Origin of the sequence: Polyangium spumosum (genome assembly GCF_009649845.1) — a bacterium.
Lineage (GTDB): Bacteria > Myxococcota_A > Polyangia > Polyangiales > Polyangiaceae > Polyangium > Polyangium spumosum.
In genome coordinates, this window is record NZ_WJIE01000006.1 from 806,628 (window position 1) to 821,605 (window position 14,978).

12 protein-coding genes are annotated in these 14,978 nt (G+C 69.3%); 11 read left to right on the forward strand and 1 reads right to left on the reverse strand.

The window, feature by feature from the left end:
• Window positions 1-53: 53 nt before the first annotated feature.
• The 11 genes from GF068_RS24220 (at window position 54) to GF068_RS45360 (ending at window position 13,228) form a co-directional block, all read left to right on the forward strand.
• On the forward strand, window positions 54-968 hold the full coding sequence (locus tag GF068_RS24220) for a hypothetical protein (protein ID WP_153821783.1): 915 nt from the start codon (window positions 54-56) through the stop codon (window positions 966-968).
• Between the two features lie 76 nt (window positions 969-1,044).
• The gene (locus tag GF068_RS24225; RefSeq protein ID WP_170319640.1) at window positions 1,045-2,307 is read left to right on the forward strand and encodes a radical SAM protein; all 1,263 of its coding nucleotides are present in this window, start codon (window positions 1,045-1,047) and stop codon (window positions 2,305-2,307) included.
• Window positions 2,304-3,533, forward strand: coding sequence for an aromatic ring-hydroxylating oxygenase subunit alpha (locus tag GF068_RS24230; protein ID WP_153821785.1), 1,230 nt, complete (start codon window positions 2,304-2,306; stop codon window positions 3,531-3,533). Before GF068_RS24225 ends, GF068_RS24230 begins: the two co-directional genes overlap by 4 nt.
• Window positions 3,530-4,351 (forward strand): phytanoyl-CoA dioxygenase family protein, encoded by an 822-nt coding sequence (locus tag GF068_RS24235; RefSeq protein WP_153821786.1) that lies wholly within the window; start codon window positions 3,530-3,532, stop codon window positions 4,349-4,351. Before GF068_RS24230 ends, GF068_RS24235 begins: the two co-directional genes overlap by 4 nt.
• Entirely contained in the window at window positions 4,351-5,220 is an 870-nt protein-coding gene (locus tag GF068_RS24240; protein ID WP_153821787.1) for a hypothetical protein, read from the forward strand. Before GF068_RS24235 ends, GF068_RS24240 begins: the two co-directional genes overlap by 1 nt.
• A 46-nt stretch (window positions 5,221-5,266) precedes the next feature.
• Entirely contained in the window at window positions 5,267-6,949 is a 1,683-nt protein-coding gene (locus GF068_RS24245; protein ID WP_170319641.1) for a B12-binding domain-containing radical SAM protein, read from the forward strand.
• The gene (locus GF068_RS24250; RefSeq protein WP_153821789.1) at window positions 6,946-7,755 is read left to right on the forward strand and encodes a phytanoyl-CoA dioxygenase family protein; all 810 of its coding nucleotides are present in this window, start codon (window positions 6,946-6,948) and stop codon (window positions 7,753-7,755) included. The genes GF068_RS24245 and GF068_RS24250 overlap by 4 nt, the downstream gene beginning before the upstream one ends.
• A gap of 126 nt (window positions 7,756-7,881) precedes the next feature.
• Complete coding sequence (locus GF068_RS24255; RefSeq protein ID WP_153821790.1) at window positions 7,882-9,573, forward strand: SGNH/GDSL hydrolase family protein; 1,692 nt, start codon at window positions 7,882-7,884, stop codon at window positions 9,571-9,573.
• A complete protein-coding gene (locus tag GF068_RS24260; RefSeq protein WP_206079527.1) occupies window positions 9,570-11,774 on the forward strand; it encodes an SxtJ family membrane protein in 2,205 nt (734 codons plus the stop codon). Before GF068_RS24255 ends, GF068_RS24260 begins: the two co-directional genes overlap by 4 nt.
• A 2-nt stretch (window positions 11,775-11,776) precedes the next feature.
• Window positions 11,777-12,007 carry a DUF5989 family protein gene (locus tag GF068_RS24265; RefSeq protein WP_153821791.1) on the forward strand — a complete coding sequence of 77 codons (231 nt, stop codon included), beginning with the start codon at window positions 11,777-11,779 and terminating at the stop codon, window positions 12,005-12,007.
• 72 nt (window positions 12,008-12,079) lie between these two features.
• Entirely contained in the window at window positions 12,080-13,228 is a 1,149-nt protein-coding gene (locus GF068_RS45360) for a radical SAM protein (protein ID WP_153821792.1), read from the forward strand.
• A gap of 1,126 nt (window positions 13,229-14,354) precedes the next feature.
• Here GF068_RS45360 and GF068_RS24275 read toward each other — a convergent pair.
• Window positions 14,355-14,978 (reverse strand): transposase (locus GF068_RS24275; protein ID WP_206079528.1); only part of this gene is annotated, 624 nt, incomplete at its 5' end.

Genomic DNA, 14,978 nt, shown 5'->3' on the forward strand with positions numbered 1-14,978 from the left:
CCGTCGGCGGTTGATCCTTGACATCCCCGCCAGATCCGGGGAGCTTTCGCTCCGTGTCCCCCGAAAGGTCCCGTCAGCGCGCGCGGCTCCCGGTGACGAACGTCGCTGGCCCCGCTCCGCGCCAGTCCCTCGCGCCGCTGGAGACCTGCGGGCCCGACGATCGGTTCCACGACTACATACTCGCCGAGTACGAGCCGATCGCGCCTGCCCTGGGCAAGCTCCGCTCGCTCAACGTCCTCGTGGAGTCGTTCGCCATTGCAGGCGTCGAGCGCGAGGGGCTCGCGCTCCTGTCGGCGGTTCGCGCAGGGCTCGGGCCATTTCGCACGGTCTGGGGCATCAAGCGGCACCACGCGCACGGCGAGCTTGGCTGGGAGCTCTATTTCTACGATTTCCAGCGTGCGCATGCCGACCTCTCGATCGCCCGCGTTGCAGCCATCCTCGCCCCCCACCTCCGGGTGACCGGGCGGGAGCCTCGGCCGCTCCCCTGGCACATGTTCAGCGTCGAGCTCGGCCCGGCAGGGCTCTTGGAGGGGGCGCCTTCGGCCATCGACATCTACATCGACATGCGCTCTTACAAATGCGTGGCCGACGAGCTCGTCTTCGAGAACGTCTATACGTTCCACGACGCGCGTGCCGAGATCGAGGAGGTCCTGCACCGCGTCCGCTCCTGCGTGCATTTCGATCCGAGTCGGGACGCGCTCCACCGGCTGATGCCGGCGCACCTGTTCAACTGCCGGAAGATCTGCGTCGCGAACAAGCGGCACGCCGACGCGATGTATTTTTCACGGATCCCTACCCCCGCGCTCTCGCGCTTCCTCCGTGATCATCAATGGCCCGGGGCGCTTCAGGATTTCGTGCGCACGCGCGATGAGGCGCTTGGCCACCTGCTCTGGGATGTGGGGATCGATTTCCGGGCGATCGATGGGCGCGCGACGACCATCAAGAGCGGGATTTATGGCAGCTTCTGAGCCGCGGTCCGCCCTGCCGAATGGCGGCGACGTCCGCTTCCTCCCGCCTGCTCCTCCGTGGCCGTGCGAGAGCCTGATGATCACCTTCGCGTTCCGGTGCAACATCGCCTGCACCTTCTGCATGGTCGAGGACGCGCTGAACGTGTTGCCCGGCACCTCGCTCGCGGCGTTCCAGCGCGCCGTCGAGGATCCCTCGATGCTCGAGGGCGTCTCGCGGATCATCTTCAGCGGCGGCGAGGTCACCCTCGCCAAGGACCTGCCCGCGTATGCCGCATTTGCCCGCTCGTTGCCCGGGATCCAACACGTACGCATCCAGACGAACGCGACGCGCCTCGGCGACCGGCGGACCCTCCGCACGCTGATGGACGCGGGTATCGACGAATTCTTCGTGTCCTTTCACGCGCCGGACGCGGCACTCTACGACCGGCTGGTGCAACGCGAGGGCAGCTTCGAATCGATCCTCGCGGGCCTGGAGAGCATCGCTGCGGAGGGCGGAGCGCTGTCGACGAATACGGCCATCGTCGCGCCGAACCATGACCGCCTCGAGGCGATCGTCGAGCGGCTCCTGCCATTCCGCCCGCAATCGGTCGAATTCTGGAATTACTGGCCGCGCGGAGACGAGGAGGCGCAGCGCCAGATGTCGGCGCGCGTGGGTGACGTGCGGCCGCACCTCGTCGACGCGCTCCGCCTCGCGCTTCGGAACGGCGTCCCGCCGGTGGTGAAATGGTTTCCGCGCTGCCTGCTCGGGCCCTTCGCGCGCTATCTCGACGACGCCCAGCCCAAAGCCCTGATCGACGACGCTTACTGGTCGCGCGAGCCTGCGTATTCGTGCATTTACGAGGGGATCTGCGCCGACGCCGGAGGCGCGTGCTCGGGCCTCAGCCATAGCTATATCGAGCAGCACGGGTGGGAGGAGACCCTGCTTTCGCCGCGCAGGCAGGAGGCTGGCGTGAGCCGCCCGAACGAAGCGCGCGTCGAAACGCGCTCCCTCGTGAAGGACGCCGGAGAAAAGCGCACGCACGCGGCTGCCGTCGCGGCGTGGCTCTCGCAGTTCGGACTCGCCCCTGGCATGGAGCTCGAGGGATTCCGGCTGCGCGGCGCGGCGCTCGGGCGGGGCGTCGCCATGCTCGCGCTCCAGTTCGAGCGGGACGGCGAGCGGGTCGAGGTACGCCTCTGCCCCCGGGATCCGCGCCGCCCCGCGTTCACGCGCACGGCGAGCTACGACATGATTTACGCACGCGTGCCTCCGGCGCTCGAGCGCGCGGCGCAGAGGCTCACCGAGTCCCTCGCCCATACCATCGGCGCACAGGATCGGGGCGGCAGGAGCCTGCCTGGATGAACGACCTCGGCCGTGTCATCCCCGCCGTGCGTTATACCTCGCCAAACTGGCTCGCGCGGGAGCTCGAATCGGTGTTCGGCGTCGCCTGGCTCCTCGCCGCGCACGCCTCCGAGTTCGAGGGCGCGGGCGCCTTCACCACGCTCGACATCGCGGGGGAGTCGATCCTGATCACGCGGGGCGGCGACGGCGCGCTGCGCGGGTTCTACAACGTCTGCCAGCACCGCGGTGCTTCGCTCTGCGCACAATCGCGTGGTCGCGCGGCATCGTTCCGTTGCCCTTACCACCACTGGGAGTATGGGGCCGACGGGCGTCTCTTGCGCGCGCCCGGCGCTGGGTCGGCAGCGCTCACGGACGAGGGGCGCCCCGTCTCCCTCCGCCCCGTGCATTGCGCCGAGCGCTTCGGTTTCATCTGGATCTCGATGGCCGAGGCGCCTCCCGATCTCGACGCCCACCTCGCGCCCGTCGCGACCGAGCTCGCCCGTCATCGACCGGAGGAATATCGCCTCGTGAGCGAGACCGTCGTCGAGATCGAGGCGAACTGGAAAGCGTCGGTCGACGTCAACAACGAGGCCTACCACCTGCCCATGCTCCACCCCGAGCTTTGCGACGTCGTCGACGCCCGCGGAGCTCGATTCGTCCTGCGCGGCGATCACTCGACCGTCTCGCTCCCGATCGGCCGACCCGGGCGCGACGTTTCGCCCGACGAGCGCGCCTCCGAGGCATTGCGAGGTCTCCTCGTGCGGCTCGGCGTGAAGGATTTTCCGATCGATGGGCGCATCGCCGACGTGCGCCTCGCCCTCGCGCGCGCCTTCCGCGAGCGCGCGGCGCGCGAGGGGCTCGACCTGTCCGCGAGATCCGATGACGATCTCGCGCGCAAGGAGCAGATCCACGTCTTCCCCAACGTGCAGATGAACTTCCTCCCCTTCTCGCTCGAGCTCTACCGGCACCGCCCGCACCCGACCGACCCCTCGCGCTCCTGGTTTGACGAGCTCACGTTCGAGCGTCACGGGAGCGGAGCCGCGCCAAACCCGATCCGCCGCCGCGTCCGCCACGGAGAGCACGATCTCGGGCCCGTGATGGGCGCCGACATCGACATGCTCCCCCGCTTGCAGGCCGGGATGCGCTCGCGCGGCTTTCGTGCCCTTCGCTTGACCGAGGGCGAGCTCGGCATCGCCCACATGCACCGCGTGCTCGAGGATTGGCTCTCGCGAGGGAAGGCGACATGAGCATCACGCCGGCCGAACAGGAAGCCTTCGCTCGCGACGGGTATTTCGTCCGGCCGGGTTCGGTGCCTGCGACGATGGTGGACGCGCTGAACGCGCGGTTGTCACGGCTCATCACCCGCTGCGCGGCCGACCACCAGGACGGCACGCGAAAAAGCCTCGCATTCTGGGACATCCTGCGTGGCTCGCGCGACGATGCGTCCGTATGCTGGGACGTGTCGCGCGGGGAAATGCCGGCCCGCGCGGAGGACTGGGAGGCCCGAGCGATGCGGGTCGGGCACGGGCTGCATCGCGTCGACGATCTCTTCGCCTCGGCGGCGCGTGGGCAGGCGATCGGCAGTGTCCTCTCGGCGCTCCTGCCACCGCCTGCCTGGATCGTGCAATCGGCCGTCGTGTACAAGCAGCCCCGATCGGACGTCGTCCAGTTCGGCCTGCACCAAGACGCAGCGTATCTCACGACGGAGCCGGAATCGCTGGTGCTCGCGTTTTTGGCCCTCGATGACATGGACGCGGAAAACGGGGCGCTCTCCGTGGTGCCGGGGACGCACCGCGATCCGCTGCACGTGGCGCTCGCCATGGGCCCCGATGGGTTTTATCCCGTGGAAGGACGGCCGCGGCCGGAGCGCGATTACACGCCGGAACTCCTCCCCATGCGACGTGGAACCGTGGCATTCATCCATGGACGCACGCTCCACGCCTCGGGGCCGAATCGATCGCCCCGGCCGCGGCGGGCTCTCATCGTCCACGCGATGAGCGGAACGTCACGGCTCGCGTCGAATACATGGATACAGCCGCCCCCCGAGGGCTTCCAGTCGATCTGATGTCGGCCCCCGGCGCTCCTCCCCCGGTTCGCCTCGATCGCGCATGCGCGCTGCGAGACACCCTCTTCCCCGGCGCCGACTCCACGGAGGCCGAGCGACGTTTCGTCGACGCGGTGCTCGCGCGCTTCGCCGAGGACCGCCGGCATTTCTCCGACATCCTCGAATGGTCCCTCTCCGAGGACGAACGCGGCGTGGATACGGCGCGGTTCTCGTATGCGTTTCCCGGTTTCGTCCGCGCACGCGAGGACGTGACGCGCGCCGTGCTCGCTTGGGCCGACGGCCTCGGGGAAGCCGCCTCGCGGGCCGCCAAGAGCGTGCTCCGCGCGGCGCGAAGCCCCACGGTCGAGCAGGTCCTCATGGGGTACGCGCGTGGTACGGGGGGAGGTCCCCCGCGCACAAAATTCTATCTTCAATTCCGCGACGGCGCAGGGCCGGCGGCGCTGGCTCTCTCGCGCGCGATCCTCGGGACGCAGCGCGCCACGCAATCGGACGGCCTCCCGCTCCACCTCCTCGGGCTGGACATGGGCCCCGAAGGGCTCGCGGGCGCGAAGCTCTACTTCGCACACATCGGCGATCCACCCCGTATCGAGGGCTTCTCCGGTCCGGTCCGGAACGCGCTCTGGATCCATCGCCTGCGGCACCCGGACGACCCCACATTCGAGGCGCCCACCGAGATCGATTTCGCGCTCGCGGGTTCGACGTGGGACGCCCTCACGAGCTCGCCGACGCTCACACCCCACGCCGCGGCGCGCGCGGCGTTCGACGCGCTCGGGGCCTCGTTCCGGCTTCGCGCGCGCCGCGCCTCGCTCGGGCTCCATGGCGCGCGCAAGCTCAATGTTTATTACGTGCTCGACGAGCCGGAGCCGTAACGCGCTCGATCAAGGGAGCCCAGACCTGCTAGCATCGCGGGGACCCATGACTCGGCGGCGCGTCATCGCCATCGCGGCGAACGAGGTGATCCTCCAGGGGAGATTTACACCCTTCAGCTTCGGCGCTCGGCGCGTCTGGGCGACGGTGGCGAGCTCGCCCGCGGGACGAGAGGCCGATGTGCACTTCCGCGAGTCGCCGTCGATGGACGTGGACGAGTGGGTCGACTGGGTGCTTTCGGTCGAGCCGGACATCGTGGGCTTCGCGGCGTACGTCTGGTCGTTCTCGCTGTTCCTACGCGTCGCCGAGCGGGTGCGCGCTCTTCGCCCCGCGTGCACGATCGTGTTCGGTGGCCCGTCCGCGCGGCCCCAGATGTTCGACCTGCCGCAATTCCGCGCGCACGCGGGGCTGCTCGACGCGCTGGTCTTGAACGAGGGCGAGTGGACGTTCGCAGCTCTCGCCGCCCTGCCCTCGCTCGACACCGCGTCCCTCGCGACGGTGCAGGGGCTCGCGCTCCACGCGCGCGGCGCGTGGTACGAGACGGCCGAGCCCCCGAAGCGCGCCCTCGATGACCTCCCCTCGCCCACGCAGCTCGGGATGATCCCGGCCGGGCGCACCGCGGCGATCGAGACCTACCGCGGGTGCCCGATGTCGTGCTCGTTTTGCCAGTGGGGCAAGAGCGACGTGCCCGATCGGGTGTTCAGCGCTGCGTACATCGCCGCGGATTTCCGCGCGCTGGCTGCGCTGGGCACGCCGAACGTGCACCTCGCCGACGCGGGGCTGAACCTCAACTCGCGCGGATTCAAGAGCCTCGCCGAAGCCGAGCGCGAGACGGGGTTTCTCCGCACGCGGCGGCTGCACGCCGCCGTGTACCCCACGCAGCTCAAGGACGAACACCTTTCGTTCCTCGCGTCGATCGAGCGCCCGCAGCTCGACATCGGGATCCAGTCGTTCAACCCCGAGGCGCTGGCGAGCGCGGGGCGGCACTTCCGCGAGTCACGCTTCGCGCGCATGGTCGAGACGCTGCGCGAGCTCGCCGAGGTCGAAACCGAGCTCATCCTGGGGCTGCCGGGCGACTCGCCGGAGAGCTTCCGCGTGTCGTTCGAGAGGGCGCTCGAGCTCGGGTGCCGCCTGCGGGTGTTCCACTGCCTGGTGCTCCCGGACGCGCTCATGGTGCGCGACGTCGAGCAGAACGCGATCGACTTCGACCCCGTGACCCTGATGGTGCGCTCGTGCCGGGGGTGGACCGCCAAGGACCTTCTGCGCACGCGCGAATACGTTGCAGAGGTCGCGCGGCAGCGCGGGGGCGATGTGCTTTCGAACCTCTGGACCATGCCAGAGACGCACGGGGCCGACGGGCAGCAGGCGCGCGGGGACGGGCCCTCCGCGGCGTTCGAGATCGGCGCGGAGATGTTCGAGCGCGTGCGGGGGATCGTAGGGCGGGCGACGCGCGGGGCGTGGACGGTGCGCTCGGTGCGGCGCGAACGCGCGCGGGTCCTGCTCGACGTCGAGGTGCGTGGACAGCCGCTGGCCATCGAGGCCGCAGTCTCGTCCGTGACGGCCCAGGCGTTCCGCCGCGTGCGTGGCATCGCGTTCAGCTACTCGACGCGCGGCGGCCCGCCCGACGCGGCAACGCTGCGCGAGCTCGTCGCCGTGACGGATCCCCTCGTCGAACCCGCGCGCGACGTGCTCGGCGCAGCCGAGCGCGTCAAGCTGACGGTGGTAGAATGAGCGAGACAGGACTCGTACCCGAACGCGACATCTCGCACGAGGAGATCGAGCGCTACCGAAGTGATGGCTACCTCGTGCTGCGCGACGTGGTGGCGGCCGCGAAGGTGACGGCGTTCCGAGACGCGGTGCGCGAGGTGGTCGCGCGCCACGCAGAGCCGCGCCCGCCCGCGCCCCTGCGAGACACGTATGCCAAGGCGTTCGTCCAGGTGTTCAACGCGTGGACGTTCGACCCGCGCGTGCGCGAGCTGGTGTTCGACCCTGGGCTCGCGCGCCTGGCGGCGCGGCTGATGGGCGTCTCCAGGCTGCGGCTGTTCTGCGACGAGGTGCTCTACAAAGAGCCCGGCGCAGGGCATACGCCCTGGCATCAGGACCTATCGGCGTGCCCGTTCGAGCCCAACACGGGCATCACGCTCTGGATCCCGCTCTGCGAGGTCAGCGTGGAGATGGGCACGATGTACTTCGCGCGCGGCTCGCATGAAGCGGGCGAGCTCGGGCCGTACGACATCTCCGACGAGACCGACCGCGACCTCGGCGCGTTCGTGCGCGAGCGAGGGCTCGAGTGCGTGGACACCGGGCCGATGCTTCCTGGGGACCTCTCGTTCCACGACGGGTGGATCGTGCATGGCGCGAACGAGAACCGCACCGGGCAGATGCGCGAGGTGATCGTGTTGCACTATTTCCCCGACGGACAGCGCGTGGCTGCGCCGACGAACCCGACGCGCGAGCGTCTGCTCGGCGCGGTGGCGCCGCTCCTGCGGCCGGGGGACCTCGCGGCGTGCGAGCTATGGCCGCGGGTGCCGTGGTAGCGCGCGCCAGCGGAGACCGGGGTGGTCGCGCGGCAGCAGAAGAACCTCGATGAGGCTGGTCGACGGAGACGGCAACTTTTCATCGGGCCTCGGTGCGCTGTGCTAGTCTGCCGCGGCAAGCGCCCCATGCTCAGGTTCCTGGTCCCGTGCATCGTGCTCCTGCTCCTGCCGCGCGTGGCAGGCGCGGTGGAGGCGGGGGGCGCGGCGCGTGGGGTGTGCGCACCGACCGTGGAGGCCTGGATCGCCGCCTGCGCCGACGCCGAGTACCTCGAGCTCGGGGCCTTCGAGTGTTTGTCCGACCGGGTGATCGTGGAGGCCGGAGGCGATGCTGCGCTCCGGTTCGACGTCGCGCGCGACGGGAGCCGCTCCTTTCGGCGCGTGGGCCGGGCTGGGCTCTCCCCGCTGGGCGAGTTCCCCGACTGGAACGCGGAGCCGGAGCCGCGCCGGCGCGCCCTCGACGCCCTTGCCGCGTGCCTCGCGCGGGACGCGACATTCCTCCAGTCCCCCGCGCTCGCCACCCCGGAGAAACCGCCCGCGGCGCCGCCGCCTCCGGAGGTGCCGCCTTCGGATTTCCAGGGACGCACCGTGGCCGCGTGGCCCTCGCTGCTCTTGACCGGCCTCGTCGCCGCGGCGCTCGGGCTCGTCGGGGGATCGCTCTGGCAAAAGCGGCGCGGCTCCGCCCGGACGGTCCCGAGAAACGACGCCGACAGGTCCCAGCGCTTTCAGGCCTCTCCGGTGTCCGTGATCCTTCTGCTCTGCAGCGTCACGCTGGTCGAGGCATGGGCCATCTGCGCAGCGGATCCGGATTTCTTCTTCCCGGACCCGTTCCATTACCTCGTCGTGGGGTCGGCGCTCCTTTTCATCCTCGCCGGGTTCATTCGCTGGCCCCAGGTCCGCCGCGGACTCGTCACGCTGGCGATCGCCGCGCCGCTCGTGATCCTGGCCATGGAATGGCGGCTCTCGGCGGCGGACGTGAACAACCGGCACGTCGCCGCATCGAGTGATGGCCTCCTGCGCTATACGTACCGGCCTGGCTTCCCGATCGAGGAATCCGAGGGCGAGCGAATCGTGGTCACCGAGGATGGGTTATGGGATGTGCCGCACGTCATCCCCAAGCCTCCCGGCGTGCTCCGCGTGGTGGTGCTGGGAGACTCGGTCCCCAATGACCCGTCCATCCCCTTCCGTCGTCGTTTTCCCCGGCAGCTCGAGGCGCTCCTCGCCCAGAAGGCGCCCGCGGGGCAGAAGGTCGAGGTCGTCAACGTCTCCTGCGAGGGATACAACACCGTGCAGGAGGTCCGCCTGCTCGAGCGCGTCGGCCTGCGTTACGAGCCCGATCTGGTGGTGCTCGCATACGTGCTGAACGACCCGTTCTTGCAGAACGGCGGATACCGGCGCATCGGAAACAGCTTCTTCGCGTTCCATTTCGCCAACCTTGTGGTGCGCCGGAAATGCCCCGCCTTCGAGCACATGCACGAGGGGTACACATTCGACCTCGTCGTGCGCGCCTCGCTCTCGCGCCTCCGCTTGCTCGCCGACAAGCATCATTTCCAGGTCCTCGTCGCGCCCCTGCCGCTGGTGGAGCCTTTCGACGATCCGAGCTGCCTCTCCGTCTACGATAAGGTCATCGCAGCGGCGCGGGAGCAGGGCTTCTCCGCCGGGCGCGTGGTCGACGCGTTCCAGGGCGAAGATCACCGAGCGTTCCTCAAGCCCCAGGACGCCCTCGACATCACCCACCCGAATGCCGAGGGGCACGATCGAATGGCACGTCGGCTCGCCGAGCTCGCCGCGCCGCTGGTCCTCGGGCAGGCGACGCCGTGAGCACGCGGATCCTGGGGATCTCGGCGTTTTATCATGACGCCGCGGCGGCGCTGGTCATCGACGGCGAGCTCGTCGCGGCGGCCCAGGAAGAGCGATTCTCGCGTTCGAAGAACGACGAGGCGTTCCCGCGAAGGGCCGTCGCCGCCTGCCTCGCCGAGGCGGGGATTCGGATCGAGGACCTCGATCACGTGGCGTTTTACGAGAAGCCCCTCCTCAAATTCGACCGAATCCTCGAGACCCACCTCTCTCGCGCGCCGTTCACGTTCCCCCAGTTCCGGCGTGGCCTGCCCACCTGGCTCGGGCGCAAGCTGTTCTTGCCCCGCGAGCTCGCAAGCGGCCTCGACGGCCGCTACCGGCGCGCCTTCGTGTTCACCGACCACCACGAGGCCCACGCAGCCGCGGCGTTCTTCCCCTCTCCCTTCGAGGAGGCCGCGATCCTCACGGTGGACGGCGTGGGCGAGTGGTCCACGACGACCCTCGGGTTTGGCCAGAAGAACCGGATCGAGCTCTCCCACGAGCTCCGCTTCCCTCATTCCCTCGGACTACTCTACTCCGCCTTCACCCAGTGGGCGGGCTTCGAGGTGAACACGGGCGAGTACATGTTGATGGGGCTCGCCCCTTATGGCGAGCCCCGCTACGAGGCGCTCATCCGCGAGCGAATGATCGATCTCAAGCCCGACGGGTCGTTCCGCCTCGATATGCGCTATTTCGACTGGCTCGGCGGGCTCACCATGATCTCGCCCGCGTTCGAGCGCCTCTTCGGAGCCCCGGCCCGCGCACCCGGCGCGCCGATCGAGCAGGTGCACAAGGACGTCGCAGCCTCGATCCAGCGCGTCACGGAGGACATCCTCTTGCGCCTCGCACGCACCATCGCCGGGAAGACAGGCGCGAAGAAGCTCTGCCTGGGCGGCGGCTGCGCGCTGAACTCGGTGGCCGTGGGGCGCATCCGGCGGGAAGGCCCCTTCGAGCGGGTCTGGGTGCAGCCCGCCGCGGGCGACGCGGGCAGCGCCGCAGGCGTCGCGCTGTTCGTGTGGCACCAGCTCCTTGACAAACCTCGCGAGGCGCGCGGGGGCGACGCACAACGCGCGTCGCTCCTCGGCCCGGCCCACGACGCGGCCTCGATCCGCGATGCGATCGCGGAGCGGGGGCTCTGCGCACACGAGCTCGACGAGGAGGCGCTCGTCGGGCGTGTGGCGGAGGCGCTCTCCGAGGGGCGGGTCATGGGCTTTTTCCAGGGGAGGATGGAGTTCGGCCCCCGCGCGCTCGGCAGCCGCTCCATCCTGGCCGACCCGCGTGTCGCTGGCATGAAGGACACGATCAACCGGAAGATCAAGTTCCGGGAGGGGTTCCGTCCTTTCGCGCCCTCGGTGCTCTACGAGGACGCGCCCCAGCTCTTCGACGTCGCGCCGGGAGAGGAGCTGCCGTACATGACGCACGTGGTGCCCGTGCGAAAGGAGGCCGCGCCCGTCCTGCCGGCCGTCACGCACGTCGACGTCTCGGCGCGCATCCAGACGGTGGACGAGGCGCGCCACGGCCTCTATTTCCGTCTGATCCAGGCATTCCGTGCACGCACGGGCTGCCCCGTGCTGCTCAACACCTCGTTCAACGTTCGCGGCGAGCCGATCGTGTGTGCGCCGGAGGACGCGCTACGCTGCTTCGCGCGGACAGACCTCGACGGCCTCGTGATCGAGCGCTTCTTGCTGCTGCGCGACGAGCAGCCCCCCGCCGCGCTCGCGGCGCTCGCTGCGTCAGGCCCCGCGGTAAAGCGCGCCTCGCCCGTCCTCGATCGCGTCCTTCGTCCCGAGGACGCCCATCCTTCGCGACGGACGTTGATGCAATTCGCGCTCTTGCTCGTCGCCCTCGCGGTGGTCTCCGGCGGGATGGTCTGGCGAGGCTCCGGCGACCCCGGGGACCTCGCCGCAGGTGCTCTCGCGGGAGCGGCGCTCCTCGCGGCCACGCAGATCCCCGGGCTCGGCCGCGTGATGTACCGCGCGTGGATGGCGCTCGGCGCGCTGCTGGGCATCGTGGTCGGTCCGCTCGTGCTCGGCGCCATCTACCTCGTGGTCTTCGCGCCGATCTCCCTCGCGCGTTCCCTCCTCGGCCACGATCCGCTCGGCCTCCGCTTCGACCGGAACGCGGAGTCGTACCTCTCCGACAAGAGCACGCACCGCGATCCGCGGCGTTACCTGCGGTTGTATTGATCATGCCCCAGACCTCTCCGCCGAAAAACAAGGACGAACCCGTCCACGCGCCGCCCTCGTTCGAGGAGGCCGCGCGGACGGCGCGCCAGTCCACGCTGCGAGACGCCTTCGCCTACCTGCGCGAGACCCGCAAGCTCTGGCTTTCCCCGGTGCTCGTGATCCTCCTGATCCTCGGGCTCGTGCTCGCCCTCTCGGGCACGGTGCTCTCGCCGCTCATCTACACGCTCTTCTGAACCGCTCGCCCCTCTGCTTTTCCCGTCGGGCGCGATTGCGCAAGCGCGCCCGGCGCCGGTAGCATCCCGTGGGTGAGCGACGGTCCCCCCCTTCGCAGGCTCGACCAGATCGTGGGCGAGCTGCTCGCGCCGCTGTTACATGCCCGCCCGGCGCCTGGGGGTTTTCGCCTGGCCGGCTGGGACGTCGAGCAGGGCGTCTGCGTCGTGCTCGCCCGCGGCGACGAGTGGGTGCTCGTGGAGTTCGAGAACCGCGACGACACGCGCGACTGCTACGCGCGGACGTCGCGCTTCAACGTGTGCGCACGGCACCAGTTCGAGCCCGAGAAGCCGCTGAGCGCGCTGGCACACCGCGCGGTCGGGCAGCTCGTCGAGCTGGTGCGCCGGCGCGAAGGCGCGTTGCCGGTCCTAACGCGCCCTGCGCCGGAGCGCGGGAGCGAGGTGCGCGAGGTGCGCGTCGAGCGCGCGCTGGTGCAGCAGGGGCCGGGCCATTACTACCTCAACCCGTACGTCGGCTGCATGATCGGCTGCGAATTCTGTTACGTCGCCGATCGCGCCGACCTGTCCCGCGAGATCGAGGGCCGCGCGCGGCTGCCGTGGGGTCGTTATGTCGACGTCAAGACGAACCTGCCCGAGGTGCTCGCGCGCGAGGTCACGACGTTGCCCCCGGGGCTGGTTCGCATGAGCCCGATCGTGACGGACCCCTACCAGCCGCTGGAGAAGAAGTACCGCGTCACGAGGCGCTGTCTCGAGGCGCTTGTCGATACAGGCTTCACGCCCGGAGTGCTCACCCGCGCTGCGCGCATCCAGGAAGACGCCCCGCTGCTCGGGCGCTTTCACCGGGCGCTCGTGGGCCTCTCGATCCCCACCGACGACGACGCGGTCCGTCAGCATTTCGAGCCGGGCGGGGACCCCATCGAGGAGCGGTTCGCGGCGCTCGCGGCGTGCCATCGCGCGGGGTGCGTCACGGTCGCCGTGGTACAGCCGGTGCTGCCGATGGACCCCGAGCGGCTGGCCGCACGCCTCGCGCCGCTGGTGCGCGCCGTGCGAATCGACCGGATGTACGACGGCCATCGCGTGCGTCACCTCTACGAAGCGGCCGGCCGGCTCGACGCGGCCACCGAGGCGTTTTACCAGCAGACCGCGGGGGAGCTCCGGGCCGCGCTCGAGGCGCGCGGCGTTCGCATCGACCCGCTCGACGACGTGCGCGCGTTGATGGATTGAGCGGGCCGCGCGTTCGGGCGGCGAGCCTCTTGATACCCGGCCTCCCTCGTCGGAGATGCGGCTACGCCTGGAATGGGACGATCCTATGACGCGTACGCCCGAGAGGGATGGCAATTCATGCTCCAAGATACAGGCGGTGGTGGTGCGGAGGCTCAGTCTGGGTGGGGGATTCTGTCTTCCGGGAGGAAAAGCTTTAGGGATGGGGGCGGGAGAGGGTATCATGGGGGAGATGCCAAGCGGGTTGTTTCGGCGGTCGGAGAAGTCATCGGAGGCTGCGGGCCCGAGAGGGCGAGGGGCGCGGAGGGGCGCGCGGGAGGTTGTGGCGGCGGTGTTTCGTGGGATGGTCGTGGCGGCGGCGTTGGGCGGACTCACGGCATGCGGCGGCAGCTCCGCGTCCGGGTCGCAGTCGGCGCCGGCCCCGCCGGTGGCCTCGACGAAAGGCACCGACTCCACGCCGCAACCCGTGCGTAGCTCCGGGCCCCCGGACGAATCAGCGCCGCCCAGTCGAGGGAGCCCCAATTCTGTCGACGGCGCGCGCGTGTTGCTCGGTCGAAGGAGCCCCGCACCCCCGATCGAATTTACTGTCGGCGACAAGCGAGCGGTCCTTCGCTTTCGCGCGGGTTTTTCGTTTTCAGTTCGTCGAAACAATCGTCGTGGGCAGCGAGATTGTGTACCCTCCGCAATGCGATGCGCCTACCCCTCCTGCCAGCGGTCTGTGTTCGCGTAGCCATCTCGAGTTTCGTTCGGTAGGGAGGGGCAAGGACCTCATGCACGTCGGGACACATGTCCGCGGACAGCAACTGGATTTGCTGTTCGCCGGCGTATACGAAGGGAGCTCCGAGTGCGGCGCCTACGGGTACTGGCTCCTTCGGGTCGGCCCAACCGGCGCGCACGCGACAAGCCCGATCGTAGGATGCTCGACGACCCCGTTCTCCGAAGGCCCCGACGTAGATTTTGTCAACCCCATGATCCGATGGGATCCACCTGTCAGCATTCGCGTCCACGAAGGGCTTGGGAACTGGCGCCGATTTGAACTGAACTCGCGGACGCTCAAATGGACCCAGGTTGCCAGGGAAAGGGACGAAGATGCGCCCTAGAGCGCCAACCCGTTCGCTTCCACCTCAAGTTACGCGGCCTTGTGCAAGGCCAGCGCACCGCCTCGCCGCAGGATGACCTCCAGGTTCAGCACCGCGCAGTGGCGCCGCAGGTCGAAGAGATTCTTTCGTAGGCCCAGGTAGCGGGCGCGAGGCCCCTGCTTCCGGGAGAGATGGGCGAGTCGGTGCTCGACGCGGACCCGCTGCCGGAGCGCTTCGCGTCCCTTCGTCGTCTTGACGAGCTTGCGGAATCGCTGCTGCTCTTGCTCATCCGCGGCGATGTGCACGGTCCGTCCCGCGTCGTTGCTCGCGGTTGTGCACCGCGAGCGCAGCGAACATGCGCCGCAGATTTCCGGATCGAATTCGACCGTCTGGCCATGCACGAACCGCCGGGTCTGGCCTGCGGGGCACGTGATGGTCCTGAGCTTGAAGTTTTTCTTGAAGGCGTCCTTGGAGAAGAGCTCGCCGTTCGGCGCAATCCTCGGCTTGCAAAATACCTGGGCTCCCGCACCCGATGCATCTCGTACGAGCTCGCTGCTCACGTATGCGCGATCGATGTACACCTCGTCAATTTTGTCATTCCTCGGGGATCGTGAGAGATCCTTCGCGAGGTCTGCCGCGCCCTCGCCTTCGGGACGATTGGCAGGTGTAACAGA